Origin of the sequence: Streptomyces sp. NPDC002785 (genome assembly GCF_040295565.1) — a bacterium.
In the GTDB taxonomy this organism is placed as follows: domain Bacteria; phylum Actinomycetota; class Actinomycetes; order Streptomycetales; family Streptomycetaceae; genus Streptomyces.
On the sequence record NZ_JBEOVN010000159.1, the window covers coordinates 1 to 17664 of the forward strand.

The window sequence follows — 17664 nt, forward strand, 5'->3', positions numbered from 1 at the left end:
GCGGACCCGAGAACCACTACAAGGGCTGCACCCGTATCACCAGCCGAAACGCCGAGCATTGCGCCGCAGATCGAACCTCTAACCGAACGGCATTGCACCTAGGACTTCTTCGGCGGGACGGTCGGCAGCCCGAGGAACGGCAGCTTCAGCGCGCCGAAGGCCTCCTTCGGCACCGCCGGTGCCTGCGGCTCGACCGCGGCCAGCCGCTCGTACGCCTCCCCCTGCGCCGGACGCGGGTCCGCCTCGCCCTTGTTCGGCCAGAAGGACATCGCGCGCTCGGCCTGTGCGGTGATGGTGAGCGACGGGTTGACGCCGAGGTTCGCGGAGACCGCCGAACCGTCGACGACCGAGATGCCGGGGTGTCCGTAGAGCCGGTGGTACGGGTCGATCACCCCGTCCTCGGCACTCGCACCGATGGGGCAGCCGCCGAGGAAGTGTGCCGTGAGCGGGGTGCCCATCAGCTCGCCGACGTTCGAGCCGGCGAAGCCGTTGATCTCGTCGGCGAGCAGTGAGGCGCTGCGCGTCGCCTCCTCGATCTGCGTCGGGTTGGGCGTGCCGTGCCCCTGCCGGGCGGTGAGCAGGCCCTTCCCTATGCCGCCCGGCTTGCAGTATGTCGTCAGGGAGTTGTCCAGCGACTGCATGACGAGCCCGATGATGGTCCGCTCCGACCAGCGCCGGTTGGAGAGCGAACGCATGGCGAGCGTCGGGTGCTTGGCCATGTTGCCGAGCCAGCCCAGCACCCGGCGGCTGCCGTACGGCACCTGGAGGATCGACATCGCGCCCATCGCGTTGGAGCCCTTGCCGTAGCGGACCGGCTCGATGTGGGTGTTCTCGTCCGGGTGGATCGAGGAGGTGATCGCGACGCCCTGGGTGAAGTCGGCCTTGGCGGTGCCGTGCTTCCTGCGGTAGCGCCGGTCGCTGGTCTGCGAGCCGACGAGCGCCTCGGAGTTGGTACGGGTGAGCTCGCCGAGCCGGTCCGAGAGCCGGGGCAGCAGTCCCCGGTCCTTCATGGTGTGCAGCAGGGTCTGGGTGCCGTACGTGCCTGCCGCGACGACCACCTTGCGGGCGCGCAGCCGCTTCGGCTTGCCCTTCTTGCGGCGGTCCGTCGGAACGGTCGTGACGTGGTAGCCGCCCTCCGGATGGTCCGTGATCGCGACGACCGAGGTCATCGGGTGGATGACGGCTCCGGTCTTCTCGGCGAGGTGGAGGTAGTTCTCGTTGAGGGTGTTCTTCGCGCCGTGGCGGCAGCCCGTCATGCATTCGCCGCACTCGGTGCAGGCCTTGCGAGCGGGGCCCACGCCGCCGAAGTAAGGGTCGGCCACCGTGCCGCCGGGCCTCGCCCTCGCCGTACCGTCGGCGTCCTTGCCGTCACCGAAGAAGACGCCGACCGGGGCGAGATGGAAGGTGTCGCCGACGCCCATGGCCTGCGCGGCCGCCTTCAGATGGACATCGGAGGGGGTCATCGTCGGGTTGACCCGGACCCCGAGCATCCGCTTGGCCTGGTCGTAGTACGGCTTCAGCTCGTCCTGCCAGTCGGTGATGGACGCCCACTGACGGTCCTCGAAGAACGGCGCCGGGGGTACGTACAGCGTGTTGGCGTAGTTGAGCGAGCCGCCACCGACACCCGCTCCGGCCAGCACCATCACATTGCCGAGCAGATGCACGCGCTGAATGCCGTAGAGCCCGAGTGCGGGCGCCCACAGGTAGTTCTTGATGTCCCAGGAGTTCTTCGGAAGGGTGCCGGGGCTGAAGCGGCGGCCCGCCTCCAGGACCCCGACCCGGTACCCCTTCTCGGTCAGCCGCAGGGCCGACACCGCACCGCCGAAGCCCGAGCCGACGACCAGGACGTCGTAGTCGTACGCGACGTCGTCGTCGGTCTCACCGGCCGGTTCGGCCTGATTCTGGGCACGGCTGTCCTGGGCCATGGCTCTCCTCGGTACGAAAAGGGCAGAAGGTGCTGTGGGGTTACGGGGTTCAGCGCAGGCGGAACGCCTTCATCACCTTCAGGCTGCGGGTCATGAACGCCGCGTACTTCTCGTCGTCCATGCCGAAGGACGGGGCGAGCGGAATCAGCCGCTGCTGGGCGACGGTCTGCGCCTCGGTGTACTTGAGGATGCCCTCGGAGCCGTGTCGCCTGCCGAGACCGGAGTCCTTCATGCCGCCCATCGGGGACTGCACGCTGCCGTACGCGGGGGCGTACCCCTCGTTGATGTTGACCGTGCCGCTCCGCAGCCGGGCGGCGACCTGGTGGCCGCGCCTGGAGTCCTTGGTCCAGACGCTCGAATTCAGGCCGTACGGGGTGGCGTTGGCGAGGGCGACGACCTCGTCCTCGTCGGAGAAGCGGTAGATGGAGACGACCGGGCCGAAGGTCTCCTCGTTGCAGACGGCCATCGGCGCCTCGACGCCCTCGAGGATGGTCGGCTCGTAGAACAGCGGGCCGATGTCGGGGCGGGCGACGCCGCCCGCGACGAGCGTGGCGCCCTTCTCGACGGCCTCCGCGACATGCTGCGTGACCGTCTCCAGCTGGCGCTCACCGACCAGGGAGCCCATGTCGGCACCGTAGGCGAGGGAGTTGCCGAGCCGCATGGCCTTCGTACGGGCGGCGAAGCGGGCCACGAAGTCGTCGGCGACCGACTCGTGGACGTACAGCCGCTCGATGGAGATGCAGAGCTGACCGGCTGAGGAGAAGCAGGCGCGGACGGCGCCCGCGGCGGCCTTCTCCACATCGGCGTCCCTGAGGACCAGCATGGCGTTCTTGCCGCCGAGTTCCAGCGAGACGCCGACGAGCCGGGCCGCCGCACCCTGCGCGACCTCGCGGCCGGTGCGGGTGGAACCGGTGAACGAGACGTAGTCGGCGTGCTTGACGACCTCGGGGCCGACGACCGGTCCGTCACCGAGGACCACCTGGAACACCTCGGCGGGCAGCCCGGCCTCGATGAGGAGGTCCCGGGCCCACAGCGCGGTCAGCGCGGTCTCCGTGTCGGGCTTCATCACGACGGCGTTGCCGGAGACGAAGGCGGGCAGTGCATCGCCGACGGACAGCTCCAGCGGGTAGTTCCACGGCGCGATCTGGCCGATGACACCACGCGGCTGACGCAGCTCGGTGACCTTGGTGAGGGCCGGTACGACGCCGGCGTGCCGCTTCGGCTTCAGATACGAGGACGCCATGCGCCCGTAGTGCCGGGCGGCGACGGCGACTGCCTGCACCTCCTCGTGGGCGTGCAGCCGGGCCTTGCCGGTCTCCAGCTGAATGAGGTCGAGGACCTCGGCCTGGCGGCCGAGCACGAGGTCGTGGAAGCGGAGCAGGACGGCTGCCCTGGCCCGGACGGGAGTGGCGGCCCAGGCGGGCTGGGCGGCGCGGGCCCGCTCGAAGGCCGTCGCCACGTCCTCGGGGGTGGACTCGGGCAGATCGGCCAGCTTCTCCCCGGTGAAGGGGGTGTGGTTGGCCGTACGGCCGGAGCCGGCCACACCACGGGTCAGCTGGGCGACCACCTCGGGTGTCACCACATCGGCGGCGGTGCGCGCGCCCGCGGGGGCGGCGGCCACGGGGTTGGTGCCGACCGGGGTTGCGGGGGTGGACATGGAGGCCTGCGAGTCCGTCATGGGGCCGAGAGTACGTCCAGCCGCACACTTTGGGTACCCGTGGGTAACAGGTTTTCACACTCCCCACAAACAAGCCAGTGATCACTGGCAACAAAGCCCCTGATCAGGAGCCCTGCGGTCACGGAGCGGTCCGGCGGGCCTCAGCCGGAGCTGCCGGGCGCACGCCATCCGCGCAGCATCGTGTCGAACTGCGACCGGGTCGTGTCCCAGTCGTCCGCCGGGCCCGTCATGTACAACGCGTACTCCGGACCGCCCTCCTCCCCGAAGTACATCTGGTCGATCGCGTGGCGCGGACCGAGGTGGTCCTTGGTCTCGGTCCAGGTGAACTCCCAGAGCGAGCCCGGCCGGTCCCGGTAGGTGTTGGAGTGCAGGGTCTTGCGCTGGTAGCCGGGAAGCCGTTCGGCGAGCTGCTTCTCCAGGCTCAGCATGTGCATGTACGGGTTCTCGAAGTCGGGCGCCGGGTCGATGCTGATCCGGATGTAGTGCACGCCGCCGTCCGGGGTGTAGTCGATCTGGTTGCCGTCCGCCCGGCGCTCCCAGCCCTCGGGCACGGTCAGGCTGAAGCCCTCGGGGTCATTCACCCGCTTCCAGCCGTCGGGCACGTCCTTCACCCGCACGTCGGGCTTGGCCGAGGGCGGGGTCCTGGCGTCGGGCTTGCCGGGGTCGACGGGGCGCGTGGGTGCCCGTGCCGTCGCGTCCGGTGGTGTTCTCCGTCCGGTCGCCGTACTTCATCGCGGCAAGTCCCGCGCCGCCGCCGACCAGCGCCGCGGCCGCGATGACCAGGACCGCGGTGCGCCAGCGGCCGCGGCTGCGCCGGACCGCCGGGGCCGCCGGGTGGGGCAGTTGAGTGGTGCGGGGCCCGGCGGGGCCGTCCTGGCCCAGCGAGCGCAGGGCCTCGTCGGGGACCCTCTGCGTCGGCACGTGCGCCTGCGCCGCCACGGGCGCGCGGCCCTCCATGGCGTCCAGCAGCATCCGTTCCGTCTCCGCGGCCGACGGACGCTCGTCCGGCTCCTTGCGCAGCAGCGCGGTGATCACGGAGGTCAGCGGGCGTGCCATGGCGAATGCCCGGAGCTGTGGCGAACTTCCTTGACCACCTCAGCCGTTGACATGTCGACCCTGCCCGCCGAGTGTGCGGTAGCCCAGCAGCCGGACTACCGGGACTTGCACGGCGAATGCCACCGCACAAAAGACGCCCCGCTTCCGCATGGCGGCGGGATCACGCTTGTGCACTGCTGCACGCGCTCGTGCCACGCGCCCCGCAACGACTGACCCGCCAACTGCCCACCCCCCGCGCGGAGATAGAGACCTGAGCGGCATCGGGCAGCGAGCAGATCCCCTCTGATTCCGTTCACATGTTCATCATGATCCCGGACTCTTAGACCATGAGAAAAGCCAAATCAAAATTTCCTCGCCTCATTCGCCCAATCGGTGTTGCGCGGCCGCCATTTCTCTCACACTGGTCGCATCTGGTACCGCAAACGCCTCCACCGGTGTAGGCAAATGCTCTACGACTGGTGCCTCGGGACAGATCAACGTTTACAACTGGGTGGATTCAGGAAGTCGCATAGACTTCCACATGGCGTTCCTGGACACGCTGGCAGACGGCCATCACGCACGAGCGCGCCTCATCACGAAGAACTTCGTCGGCAACCAAGTCACATGGCCGTGGCACAGCGACACTGACGGCGCCAACAACGGCTATACCTACGTGGATTCCTACGCCATCAACGACACCGGGATCTATCAGGCAGCAATCCAGGTTGCCCGATTCGAGGGCAACACACTTCTCAACTCCTGTACTGGATGGGTGTCCTGAGCTTGAGCTCATCAGTTCGCAAGAGCCCACTCGGTCATCCTTCTGACGGCGGCTGCCAAAACTGAAGGACAGTATCGAACTGGGCGCGGGCCGTCGCCCAGTCACTTTCGGGGCCACCCATGTAGATCGCGTACTCGACACCGCCGTCCGCGATGTACATCTGGTCAATCGCACGCCGCTTGCCCGGATGGTCCTTGGACGAGGCCCATGTGAACTCCCAGAGCGCGGCGGGCTGGTCGCGGTAGGAGTTCACATGGATCGTCAGCCGCTTGTACGCCGGTAGCGCCTTGCGGCCGATCTCCATGCTCAGCAGGTGAGCGTACGGAGTCGGATAGTCCGGCGAGGTGTCGATCCCGATCCGAATGAAATGGTTGCCGTCGTCGGGCGTGTAGTCGATCTGCTCGCCGTCCACCTGCCGCGTCCAGCCCTTCGGTACGGCGAGGGAGAAACCAGCCGGGTCGTCGACCTTCACCCAGCCGTCCGGGAGCCCGTCAGGGTTCTTGTTGCCGGGGGCCGCGACCGGCGTGTTGTTGGGCGCGCTCTGTGAGCCCTTCCTGTCCCTGTCGTTCTGATACTTCATGACGCCGAGGCCGACCCCGCCGCCGACCAGCGCGGCTGCGGCGATGACCAGGACCGTCGTACGCCACCGGCCCCGGATGCGCCGGGTCACCGGGGACGACACCGGGCCGGCGGCGGAAGCGGGGGCCGAATCGGGGAGTTGAGCCGTCCCCGCCGCACCCGTTCCGGACGCGCCGTCCTGGCCCAGCGAGCGCAGGGCCTCGTCGGGGACCCTCTGCGTCGGCACGTACGCCTGCGCCGCCACGGGCTCGCGGCCCTCCATTGCCTCCAGCAGCATCCGTTCCGCCTCCGCCGCCGACGGCCGGTCCTCGGGGTCCTTGCGGAGCAGCGCGGTGATCACGGGGGCCAGCGGGCCCGCCCGCCCGGGCGGCGGCGGTTCCTCGGTGACGACGGCCTGCATGGTGGAGATCGGGGACGTACGGCGGAACGGCGAGCGCCCCTCGACCGCGGTGTAGAGCGTGGCACCGAGGGACCACAGGTCGGACGCGGGGCCCGGATCGCCGCCGCGTACCCGTTCAGGCGCCAGATAGTCGATGGAACCGACCAGTTCACCGGTCCTGGTGATGGTCGAGTCGCCCTCTATCGCCGCGATCCCGAAGTCGGTGAGCAGCACCCGTCCGTCCCTGGCCAGGAGCACGTTGCCGGGCTTCACGTCCCGGTGAAGGACCCCCGCACCGTGTGCGGCGCGCAGGGCGCCCAGCACATGGAGGCCGATCCTGGCAGCCTCGCGCGGCTCGATCTCGTCGGACTCCTTGGCCGCGTCGGCGAGTGACGGGCCGTCGACGTACTGCATGACGATCCACGGCCGGTTGTCGTACTCGATCACGTCATGGACCGTGACCACGCCCGGGTGCGTGATCCGGGCCGCCGCGCGGGCCTCCTTCTGCGTGCGGGCGTGCAGCACGATCCGGTCGGCCTCGGCGACGTACAGCCCGGCGGTCAACTCCTTGACCGCGACCGTGCGGTGCAGCACCTCGTCGTGGGCGCGCCAGACCTTGCCCATGCCGCCGCGCCCGAGGACTTCGCCGAGCCGGTACCTTCCGGCCAGCACCAGTCCCGCGTCCGTGCCCTGTGATCGATCCACGTATCCCCGCCCCGTTCCTTCGGAGGCCAGATTACGGAGGGGGTGTGGGCCACGGAACCTCGCATCACCCAAGTGACCGCACTGTGATGCTTGTCGCTCCGCAACCCTTCGGGCGACGTACCGCCACCATTCAGGGCGTCACGCGGTAGGAAGCGATGGCTTGTTCATAGATGTCCGAAACCTTGTCGCGCCGGTCCTCCGGTCCGATGACCTGGAGGATGTGGTAACGGCCGTCGACAATCATCGCCAAGTTGCGTGCGTACACCTCGCGGCCATTGGCGTCCTGCCAGGTGAACTGGCCCTCGGCCATGGCCTGTCGGCCGACGTCGATCCGGCGCAGCCCGCTCGACCCCGACCAGCTGGAGTCGCGGAACGGCTGCAACTCCAGCTCCTTGTCCGCCTGGTACGCCAGCGGGTCTTCGCCATTGGCCTTGGCGGTGTCGCGTCCGGGGACGATCAGCAGGCTGAAGCCGTCGCTGCCGTACCGGATCTGACGGTCCGCGTTTGCGGGGCTGCGCTGCCAGCCCTTGAGCACACCGACCTCGAAACCCTCCGGGTCCTTGCGCAGGGCGTAGCCGGTGGCGAGCGCGACGGCGGAGCGGCTGGTCTGCGGCTGCTGCGCACCGGACTGCTGCGAGGGCGGCTGCCCGCCGGACGCACCGGCGCCGGGCCCGGGCGAACCGGACGTCGAGGACGCCGGGCCCGAGGAACGGGTGCCGGAGTCGCTGTCCGCCTTGGGCATGAACATCACGGCGTACGCGATGGCCGCGACCAGGGCCAGCAGGATCAGCACCAGAAGCAGCCGCCCGAGCCGTCGCGGCGCCCGTCCTTCGCCCTGCTGGGGGCGGGGCGGCGGGGTGCGCAGCGCCTTGGGGCCCTTGGGCTCGCGCGGCGCCCTGGGTGCTTTTTCCGCCCGGGGCCTGTCGTGGCGGTCGGGCCTCTCCTTCGTGTGGCGGTGGCGGCCGTGGGCCGCGCCCTGACCCATGCGGCCCCGGCGCCTGCGGACCAGCTCGCCCCGGCGGCGTACGACGGGCAGCCGGGCGCTGTCGACGGACGGCAGCGGCACGACGTCCAGACCGGCCTCGGGCTCGGGCGCCGACCGTACGAGGGAGCGCAGCCAGCCTCGCAGCTCCTCGACGTCCGGCCGCTCGGTGGGGTCCTGGCGCAGCAGCGACTCGACGACGGGGCGCAGCGGACCGCACTCCTCGGCGAAGGCGGGCGGCTCCCCGCACACCATCTGGACGAGCTCGGCCGCGCTCTCCTCGGGGTACGGGGCGTGCCCCTGGACGGCGCGGTAGAGCAGCGCGCCCAACGCCCAGAGGTCGGTGGCGGGGCCGATGGGCGGCGCCAGCTGCCAGTTCTCGTGGACGGGTCCGGCCTGCTCGGGCGCCCAGCGCTCGGTGACCGCGCCGACGACGGCGATCCGGGCCTGCCGGGCGCGCTCGGCCGCGAGGGTGGTGGCGGGGCCGCGGTAGGCGGGGCCCGTACGGCCGCTCGCGACGATCTCGTCCCAGCGGCCCGGCTGTTGCTGCGGCTCGGGCCGGTGCGCGGGCAGCGCCGGGGAGTTGCCGTCGCGGCCGGCGTCGGCGCGCAGGGCGTCCTCGCTGGAGCCACCGGCGGGGACGGGACGGCGGAATTCGGGACCGTCGCTCCAGGAGCCGGTCAGATGCAGCCGTCGGCCCGGCGGCTCCTGACCGTCGCTGCCGTACCCGGCGTCGTCCTCGTCGTCCTCGTCGTACAGGTCCTCGTCCCCGTACGGGCCATCGGCGGTACGGCTCCAATTGCCGATCGACAGCGGGTGGTCGTGACCGGAGTCGGCGGGCCCGGCGCCTTCCGGCTGTTCTCCAGGGCCCCGGCCCGGCTGCTCTCCAGGGCGGCGCTCCGGAGCGCTGCCGGCGTCCGCCTCGTCGCCCGTCCCGGCCTGGCGCCGGTCCTCATTGATCCGTACGGCGGCCCGCGCGCCCGCGCGGTACGCGGCCATGGCTCCGGCCCGTTCGGCCCGCAGTCGCGGTGCGCTTCCGGCACCGGGAGCGGGGACCGGGAGGGCGGGGTCATGCGGCCGTCTCACGGCCTCCAGCTCGCCCGGCGCACCGCCGCGGTCGCCCTCGTCAAAGCCGCGGCCCTCCGCGTGCGGGTTGTCGTCGCCGACATGGCCCTTCTTGTACGGATCGGCGTACGAATCAGGAGCATATGGAACGGGAGCGTACGGACCAGCCGCGTCCTGATCAGCCTCGTCCGGGTACGTATCAGCGGCCGTGTGGCCCGTCTCGATCGCCGCCGGAGCGCGCGACGCAGGCACCTCGGCGGGCGCAGGGGGTACGTAGGGCCCGGTCGGGTCCGTCTCGTACGCCGGGCGGCCGCCGTACCCGCCGCCATACCCGCCGTCGTCCTCGTCGTCGGGCTGAGGCGTCGGTACGTACCCGCAGAGTGCCTCCTCCGCCGCTCCGGCCGCCAGACCGGTCAGCACGACGCGACCGTCGTCGCAGACCAGCACCGTGCGGACGGTGATGTTGCGGTGGGTCCAGCCATGAACGTGCAGCACCCGCAGCGCCGTCAGCACGTCGGAGCCGATCTCGGCGGCCCGGAAGGGATTGAGCGGGCGCTCCGCGAGCAGGGCCGCGAGCGGGCGGGCCATGACGAGTTCGCTCACTATCCAGAGCGAGCCGGCCTCCGCGAACACGTCGAAGACCTGGTCGAGTCCGGGATGGTCGGGGACCTGGGCCGCCGCCTGCGCCGCCTCGATGGCACGCCGGACCGCCGGATCCGTGGACTGCCGCACAGTGCGCCCGGTCGCCCGGCGGGCCACCGGGGCCTGACCGTCGGCGTCGAGCACCTCGGCGTCCACCACTTCGGGCAACGGCACCTGCCGGACCAGGACTTCCTGTCCGCTGTAGGTGTCGAACGCCCGGGTCTCGACCAGTTCGTACTCATCGGACGGGGGCAGCGGAAGGCGGTAGCGGTCGGCAAGTACCCGACCCGCATAGTCGTCCACGACGCCTCCCCAGAGCGCGCTGTCCCCCGGCCACGAAGACCGCACAAACCCGTCAATTGCGGTCACTTGCCATGCAATTGACTCGCCGTTCTGGCTGCGTACGGCCTCAAGGCTCTCACGATACGTGGCAAGTGACGGCCGCGCGGCAGGGTCGGCGCATCCTGGCCCTTTTCACCCACGGATCAGTCGGTGGGCTCGAACGTGTCGAACGCGGTCTTGCGCAGTGTCCGGCACTCCTTGCTGTCCCACTCGCTCGCCTTGCAGCTGATCATGATCGCGTAGCCGTGGGTGGCATCGACCTTGAAGCCCCGGTTCAGCACATGGATCCGGTCACCCTGCTGGGTGCGCTCGAACTGCCAGTCGGCGACGGTCGGGTAGCCGTTGTACTGAACCTTGTTCACTCCGAGGTGGTGATAGCCGTTGCTGCTGGCCGCGACGCCGCCCTTCGCGGCGTTCCAGGCTGCGGCGGCGTCGCCGCCGGGCGAATCGGTGTAGTCGACCTGGACGCGCGGGAAACCCCCGTCGACGTTGTAGATGCCGCCGGAGTTGCGACCGGCCGTTTCGGTCAGCTGGAAGCCCTCGGGCATCGCGATCGCGAAGTGGAACTGCTTGTTCTTGACGGTTTCGTATCCGGCGGGCAGCGCGTCAGCGGCGTCCGGGGCGTCGCCCTTCGAACCGTCCGACCCCTTGTCCGACTTGTCGCCCTTGCCCTGGCCCTTGCCCTGATCCTGATCCTTGCCCTGGCCCTGGGGCTTGTCGCCGCCACTGTCCGTGTCGGTGTCCGCGGATCCACCGGTCGCCGAAGCCCCGGCCGAAGTGGACTTGCCGGCCTTGCCGTTGCCTCCGCTCGCGTCATCCTTGCCGCCCTTGTCGAGAGTGAGGGCGAGGACCGTAACGATCACGGCGAGCACGATCACAGCCGCGGCGATCGCCAGGGTGCGGCGTGGCACCACGTCCGTGATGGACGCACGGGGCGGGGTGGTCGGCGACGTGGCGGGACGCGGCGACGGTACGGCGGCAGAGGCCGCGGCCGGCCTCGCCGGAGTCGAAGGCCGGGCAGGCTTCGAAGGGCCCGCCGAGGGAGCGGTCGACGGAGGTGCCGACGGAGTTGTCGAGGGCCGGGGCGGCGCAGTGGCCGAGGCTGTGGCCGCACCCGCCGCTGCGGCGGGTGTCGCCTTCGCGCTCCGTACGGAGCGCAGCGCGCCGCGCAGCCGGTCCCGGGCGCCCTCGCCCGATTCCCCGGACTTCGACGCCGCCTTGGTGCCAGGTTCGGCGGTCTTGCCGGGCAGCGCCATGACCTGGGTGGCGTCGGCGGGCGGGGGCACCACCGGGTCCGGCTTCTCGGGAGCGTGGATCACGTCGTTGAGCAGGGCGCGCGCGCCGGCGTCGTCGAGCCGCTGATCGGGATCCCTGGCGAGCAGGCCGTAGATGACCTCCTCCAGCGGACCGGCGTTCTTCGGCGGGTCGAGCGGCTCGGTCATCACCGCGGTCAGGGTGGCGATGGCCGACCCCTTGTCGTACGGCGGGGAGCCCTCGACGCTGGCGTACAGCAGTCCGCCGAGCGACCACAGGTCGGCGGGCGGTCCCGGCTTGTGCCCGCGGGCGCGCTCCGGGGAGATGTACGAGGGGGCGCCGACGAGCATGCCCGTCGAGGTGACCGACGGGTCGCCCTCGACCTGCGCGATACCGAAGTCGGTCAGCACGACCCGGCCGTCCTCGGCGATCAGCACATTGGACGGCTTCACATCGCGGTGCAGGATGCCCTCGCGGTGCGCCAATCGCAGCACGTCGAGGATGGCGAGGCCGACCTCGGCGGCGCGCTTCGGCGTCAGCACCCCGTCCTCGCGGATGGCCTCGGCAAGGGACTTGCCCTCGATGAGTTCCATCACGATCCATGGCCGGTCGTCCTCATCGACCACGTCGTAGACCGTCACCGCGCCGTTGTTGCGGATCCTGGCGATCGCCTTCGCCTCACGCAGCGTGCGCGTGATGAGCCGGCGCTTCTCGTCCTCGTCGATGGCCGAAGGGAACCTCAGCTCCTTGACCGCGACCGTGCGGCCCAGCGTCTCGTCGACGGCACGCCAGACCGTGCCCATACCGCCCCGGCCGAGCACCTCCCCGAGCCGGTACCGCCCCGCAAGAAGACGTCCGTCCTTGTCCCGTTGGGGCTCCCGTGCCTGCTCCGCCTCCGACATGCGTCCCCTCTGCGATCAACCCGCCCTGGCAGAGCGTTCATTGTCCCTCACCGCTGGACCGGTCATGGTGCCGGGTCCGCAGGCCCGTCATGATGTGGCCCGAGGAAGGGATTCCCTGCCATGCCGACACTCAGGGCGCTGTTCGCCGCCCCGCTATTACTGGCGCTGCTCGGCCTGGGAACAGCAACCCTGTCCAGCGAACCACACCTCACGCCCGCAGCGGCCTATCTTCCCCGGCTCGTCGCCAGGGGCGGTGCTCCCACGGCGGCGCTGCTGGCCCATCGCGTCTCTTCCGCACCGTACGACACCTACCGCTCGACGGGCCCCGGTATCCGCAGAGGGGACCGGTTCCGGGCCGGCAGCATCACCAAGACCTTCGTCGCGACAGTCGTACTCCAACTCGCCCGGGAGAGAAGGCTGCAGCTGTCGGACACCGTCGACCAGCTGCTGCCGGGGCTGATCCAGGGCAACGGCAACGACGGCCGCCGCATCACCCTGCGCGCCCTGCTCAGCCACACCAGTGGCCTCTACAACTACACCGCCGACCCCTCCGCCCGCCCCGTCTCCGCCACCGCCGCGGTCCGTGTCGCCCTGGCCCATCGCCCGACGAACGCCCCTGGCCACTACGCCTACTCCAACACCAATTACGTCGTGCTCGGACTCATCGTTCAGCGCGTCACCGGAAACGACTACGCCACCGAGATCCGCCACCGCATCATCACCCCCCTCCGTCTCACCGGTACTTCCCTGCCCGGCGCCCGTACCTCCCTGCCTGCCCCGCACGGCCGCGGCTATGCCCGTGACCCGGCCGACGGCAGCCTCCGCGACGTCACCGTGCTCGACCCGCGTACGGCGGGCGCGGCAGGCGAACTGATCTCCACACTCACCGACCTGAACCGCTTCTACGCGGCCCTGCTGAGTGGGCGTCTGCTCCCTTTCGCCCAATTGACGGCCCTGCTGAACACCGGCGCCACGCGCGGCGTCTATGGCCTGGGCATCTATCCGCAGAAACTTTCCTGCGGCACCACCGTCTGGGGCCACGACGGCCGTATAGCGGGCAGTTACGTCCGTACCGCCGCCACACGCGACGGCCGGCACACCCTGACGTACCGGATCGACACGGACACCCTGACCGATGCAACGACGCTCGAACCGGCACTCCTCGACGCGGAGTTCTGCAGCAGCGCGCCCCGCGCCTGAGGCCTGGAGCCTGCCCTGCGGATCAGGGCCTGTCGCCGGTCACGGCACTAGAGCGGCACGATGTCCGGCGCCCCGAGCCGTGCCGCATCCGCCGTGAGGTCGTCCGGCTGCCGCTGCGACTCCCGCTCCGCCTGCACCCGCTTCTCGTAGTGCTCGACCTCCCGGTCGATCTGCCCCTCGTCCCAGCCCAGGACCGGCGCCATCAGCTCCGCGCAGATCCGGGCGCTGAGCGTGCCCCGGTCGAAGGTCTCGATGGAGATCCGGGTCCGGCGGGTCAGTACGTCGTCGAGGTGGCGGGCCCCCTCGTGCGAGGCGGCGTAGACGATCTCGGCCTTCAGATAGTCGTCCGCCGACGGCAGCGGTTCACCCAGCACCGGATCGTCGACGATCAGGTCCAGGAGCTCCTCGGTCATGGAGCCGTAGCGGTTGAGCAGATGCTCCACCCGGGCGACATGGAGCCCCGTACGGGCCGCGATTCTCGCCCGGGCGTTCCACAGCGCGCGGTATCCCTCCGCCCCCAGCAGCGGAACGTCCTCGGTGACGCACTCCGCCACCCGCTGGTCGAGGCCGTGCACCGCCTCGTCCACGGCGTCCTTCGCCATCACCCGGTACGTCGTGTACTTGCCGCCCGCCACGACCACGAGGCCCGGCAGCGGGTGTGCCACCGTGTGCTCACGCGAGAGCTTGCTGGTCGCATCCGACTCGCCGGCCAGCAGCGGCCGCAGCCCCGCGTAGACACCCTGGACGTCGTCCCTGGTCAGGGGTGTGGCCAGGACCGAGTTGACGTGTTCGAGCAGATAGTCGATATCGGCGCTGGACGCCGCCGGATGCGCCTTGTCCAGGTCCCAGTCGGTGTCCGTCGTCCCGACGATCCAGTGCCGCCCCCACGGGATGACGAAGAGGACGGACTTCTCGGTCCGCAGGATCAGGCCGGTCGTGGAGTGGATGCGGTCCTTCGGGACGACCAGGTGGATGCCCTTGGACGCCCTGACGTGGAACAGCCCGCGCTCCCCGATCAGCGCCTGGGTGTCATCCGTCCAGACCCCGGTCGCGTTGACCACCTGTTTGGCCCTGACCTCGTACTCCCCACCCGCCTCGACGTCCTCCACGCGGACGCCGACGACCCGCTCGCTCTCCCGGAGGAAGCCGATCACCCGCGCCCGGTTCGCCACATGGGCGCCGTATCCGGCGGCGGTGCGCACCAGGGTCGCAACATAGCGGGCGTCGTCCATTTGCGCGTCGTAGTACTGCAACGCCCCGACCAGGGCGTCCTTCCTCAGCGCCGGGGCGACCTGCAGCGCGCGGCGGCGGGAGAGATGCCGGTGGACGGGCAGGCCGCGGCCATGCCCCGAAGACACCGACATCGCGTCGTAGACCGCCACGCCGGAACCGGCGTAGGGCCGCTCCCAGCCCTTGTGCTGCAACGGATAGAGGAACGGCACGGGCTTCACCAGATGCGGGGCCAGCCGTCCCAGGAGCAGCCCGCGCTCCTTGAGCGCTTCCCGGACGAGCGCGAAGTCGAGCATCTCCAGATACCGCAGCCCGCCGTGGATCAGCTTGCTCGACCTGCTCGATGTGCCCGAAGCCCAGTCACGCGCCTCGACGAGGCCGGTCGACAGGCCCCTTGTCGCCGCGTCCAGCGCCGTACCGGCGCCGACCACGCCCGCCCCGACGACCAGCACGTCCAGTTCGCGCTCGGCCATCGCGGCAAGCGCCTCGGCGCGCTCCGCAGGTCCCAGTGTCGCTGTCCTCACTGCTGCCTCCCGGGTGGATCGGGGTGGTCCGACACGCGGCGCGACCCGACCGATCGGCCGGGCGCCCCGTGCCCACCTCTCGATTCTGTCCGCCGCCCACGACTTCGGCCACCGCCTGTGGACAACACCAGGACGACTGGAGCCACACAATGCGACATATAGGTCATATTTACGCCTAGTCTGACATTGCGCTGTCCCCAGCGGTTGCGCTTTCTGCTCTCATGGTCTTGGACCGACCGGCAAACGGAGGGTGGCGCCCTCCATCTGCCGGTCGGTCCAAGGGAAGGACGGCCCATCCACATGCCCGCAGACCTCGCAGTCATCGGACTCGGCCACCTCGGCCTGCCCCTCGCCCAAGCCGCCGTCGCCGCCGGTGTTCAGACCGTCGGCTACGACGCCGACCCACGCACCTACGCGGAACTCTCCGCGGGCCGCACCCCCGTCGAGGGATCGCTCACCGCCTCGGACGTACGCCGGATGCTCTCGGGGGGTTTCCGGCCCACCACCGACCCGGCCGAACTGGGACGGGTCCGTACCGCGGTGATCTGCGCGCCCACCCCGCTCGGCGCCGACCGCACTCTCGACCTCACCGCCGTCGGCGACGCTGCCCGCGCGCTCGCCGCCCGGCTGCGCCCGCACACCACCGTCCTGCTGGAATCGGCCGTGCAGCCCGGCACCACCGAGAGCTATGTACTGCCCCTCCTCGAAGAGGGCTCGGGGCTGCGCGCCGGACGCGACTTCCACCTCGCCCACTCCCCCAGCCGCCTCGACCCCGGCAACAGGACCCACGTCTACGCCAACACCCCCAAGGTCATCGGCGGCCTCACCCCCGCCTGCACCGAATCCGCCGCCGCCTTCTACGGCCGGCTCACCGACAAGGTCGTCCGGGCCCGCGGGCCGCGCGAGGCCGAGATGACGAAGGTCCTGGAGACCAACTTCCGGCACGTCAACATCGCTCTGGTCAACGAGATGGCGGTGCTCTGCCACGACCTCGGCGTCGACCTCTGGGACGTCATCAGGTGCGCCGAGACCAAGCCCTTCGGCTTCCAGCCGTTCCGCCCGGGCCCCGGCGTCGGCGGCCACGGCGTCCCCGTCGACCCGGGCTACCTCCCGTACAACAGCCGCACCCCCGGCCACCCCTTGCGGATCGTCTCGCTCGCCCAGGAGATCAACGACCGGATGCCGCAGTACGTGATCCAGCGCTGCGCCACCCTTCTGAACGAGCACGGCAAGTCCGTACGCGGTGCCCGGGTGCTGCTCCTCGGCGTCACCTACAAGCCGGACCTCGCCGACCAGGAGGCCTCCCCCGCCCGGGAGATCGCGACCCGCCTGATGGACATGGGCGCCCAGATCGGATACCACGACCCGCATGTCCTGGACTGGCGGGTACGTGAACTCCCGGTCCCGCGCGCCGACTCGCTGTACGAGGCGGCATCGAGCGCCGACCTCACCGTGCTGCTCCAGCACCACCGTACGTACGATCTCCAGGGCCTCGCAGTGAAGGCCCAACTCCTCCTGGACACCCGGGGTACGACCCCGGCCGGGGCCGCACATCGGTTGTGAGAAAGAGTTTCCCAAGGATCTCGGCGACGGGTTCCCCAAGGATTCAGGCGGGCGATGTCATAGGCGACTGCTAGCCTGCGGCGTCACTTCTCGCACAATCGTGCGCTTCCGTCCCAGGGGGATTCCACCATGAGCCAGCCCGTGCCACCGGCGAACCAGCCGAACGACGCCCAGCCCGTCGGCGGCAACCCGTACGCGGGCCAGCAGCCCGGCGCCCCGACCGGCAACCCGTACGCGGACCAGCAGCCCGGCCAGCCCGGCGCCCCGACGGGCAACCCCTTCGCGGGCCAGCAGCCCGGGCCGTACGGCCAGCCCGGTCAGCCCGGCGTCCCGTTCGCCGGCGCGCCGTTCGCCCCGCCGGCCCCCGCCCGCAACAACCTGGGCCTCGGCCTGCTGACCGCAGTCGTCACGGCCGTCGTCGCGGCCTTCCTGTACGGGGCCATCGCCGGCGCGATCGAGCGCGAGGTCGGCTACATCGCCATCGGCGTCGGCTTCCTGGTCGGCTTCGCGGCGAGCAAGGTCGGTGGACAGAATCCGGTGCTGCCCGTCGTCAGCGCCGTTCTGTCGGTGGGCGCTGTCTACCTCGGCCAGCTCGTGGGCATCGCGATCATCCTGGCCGACCTGGTCCACCAGTCCGCGTCCAGCCTCTTCATCGACCACTTCGACGTACTGACGAAGGCATGGAGCGAGGGATCCGACTTCAAGACGTACCTTTTCCTGCTGGTCGGTGCCGCGGCCGCGTTCGGTGGCGCCAAGAAGGCCGCGTAGCCCCTGCCGGGACACGGGCGAGGCCCGGACCGCATGGGGGGGGGGGGGCGCCCCCCCCCAACGAAAAGGAAACCAAACAAAAAGAAAAAACCACAACCGACAAAAGTATT

General features: G+C 70.4%; 12 protein-coding genes. 4 read left to right on the forward strand and 8 right to left on the reverse strand.

All coding sequences use genetic code 11. The features are described from left to right. Positions 1–98 precede the first annotated feature (98 nt). The 4 genes from ABTZ94_RS28315 to ABTZ94_RS28330 all read right to left on the reverse strand — a co-directional run bounded on the left by ABTZ94_RS28315 (position 99) and on the right by ABTZ94_RS28330 (position 4659). A complete protein-coding gene (locus tag ABTZ94_RS28315) occupies positions 99–1925 on the reverse strand; it encodes a GMC family oxidoreductase N-terminal domain-containing protein (protein ID WP_351204763.1) in 1827 nt (608 codons plus the stop codon). 49 nt (positions 1926–1974) lie between these two features. Continuing rightward, on the reverse strand, positions 1975–3603 hold the full coding sequence (locus tag ABTZ94_RS28320; RefSeq protein WP_351204765.1) for a succinic semialdehyde dehydrogenase: 1629 nt from the start codon (positions 3601–3603) through the stop codon (positions 1975–1977). A gap of 140 nt (positions 3604–3743) precedes the next feature. Continuing rightward, positions 3744–4205 (reverse strand): serine/threonine kinase C-terminal domain-containing protein, encoded by a 462-nt coding sequence (locus ABTZ94_RS28325; RefSeq protein WP_351204767.1) that lies wholly within the window; start codon positions 4203–4205, stop codon positions 3744–3746. Beyond that, positions 4177–4659 carry a hypothetical protein gene (locus tag ABTZ94_RS28330; protein WP_351204769.1) on the reverse strand — a complete coding sequence of 161 codons (483 nt, stop codon included), beginning with the start codon at positions 4657–4659 and terminating at the stop codon, positions 4177–4179. Before ABTZ94_RS28330 ends, ABTZ94_RS28325 begins: the two co-directional genes overlap by 29 nt. Before the next feature lie 520 nt (positions 4660–5179). Here ABTZ94_RS28330 and ABTZ94_RS28335 point away from each other — a divergent pair. Continuing rightward, positions 5180–5419 carry a hypothetical protein gene (locus ABTZ94_RS28335; protein WP_351204771.1) on the forward strand — a complete coding sequence of 80 codons (240 nt, stop codon included), beginning with the start codon at positions 5180–5182 and terminating at the stop codon, positions 5417–5419. A gap of 34 nt (positions 5420–5453) precedes the next feature. On the opposite strand, the gene ABTZ94_RS28340 is transcribed toward ABTZ94_RS28335, so the two are convergent. From ABTZ94_RS28340 to ABTZ94_RS28350, 3 genes are all read right to left on the reverse strand, one after another. Continuing rightward, complete coding sequence (locus ABTZ94_RS28340) at positions 5454–7082, reverse strand: serine/threonine-protein kinase (RefSeq protein WP_351204773.1); 1629 nt, start codon at positions 7080–7082, stop codon at positions 5454–5456. A gap of 130 nt (positions 7083–7212) precedes the next feature. Beyond that, positions 7213–10074, reverse strand: a complete 2862-nt coding sequence (locus ABTZ94_RS28345; protein WP_351204775.1) for a serine/threonine kinase C-terminal domain-containing protein — start codon at positions 10072–10074, stop codon at positions 7213–7215. A 182-nt stretch (positions 10075–10256) separates the two neighbouring features. Beyond that, entirely contained in the window at positions 10257–12269 is a 2013-nt protein-coding gene (locus tag ABTZ94_RS28350; RefSeq protein WP_351204777.1) for a serine/threonine-protein kinase, read from the reverse strand. 120 nt (positions 12270–12389) lie between these two features. Between ABTZ94_RS28350 and ABTZ94_RS28355 the strand changes: the two genes are divergently transcribed. Further along, entirely contained in the window at positions 12390–13469 is a 1080-nt protein-coding gene (locus ABTZ94_RS28355) for a serine hydrolase domain-containing protein (RefSeq protein ID WP_351204779.1), read from the forward strand. Between the two features lie 47 nt (positions 13470–13516). On the opposite strand, the gene ABTZ94_RS28360 is transcribed toward ABTZ94_RS28355, so the two are convergent. After that, the gene (locus ABTZ94_RS28360) at positions 13517–15223 is read right to left on the reverse strand and encodes a glycerol-3-phosphate dehydrogenase/oxidase (RefSeq protein ID WP_351204781.1); all 1707 of its coding nucleotides are present in this window, start codon (positions 15221–15223) and stop codon (positions 13517–13519) included. A 300-nt stretch (positions 15224–15523) separates the two neighbouring features. Here ABTZ94_RS28360 and ABTZ94_RS28365 point away from each other — a divergent pair, with 300 nt between their 5' ends. Together ABTZ94_RS28365 and ABTZ94_RS28370 are read left to right on the forward strand one after the other, a co-directional pair. Next, on the forward strand, positions 15524–16786 hold the full coding sequence (locus ABTZ94_RS28365; RefSeq protein ID WP_351204783.1) for a nucleotide sugar dehydrogenase: 1263 nt from the start codon (positions 15524–15526) through the stop codon (positions 16784–16786). A gap of 129 nt (positions 16787–16915) precedes the next feature. Next, complete coding sequence (locus ABTZ94_RS28370) at positions 16916–17554, forward strand: hypothetical protein (protein WP_351204785.1); 639 nt, start codon at positions 16916–16918, stop codon at positions 17552–17554. The last annotated feature ends 110 nt before the right edge of the window (positions 17555–17664 follow it).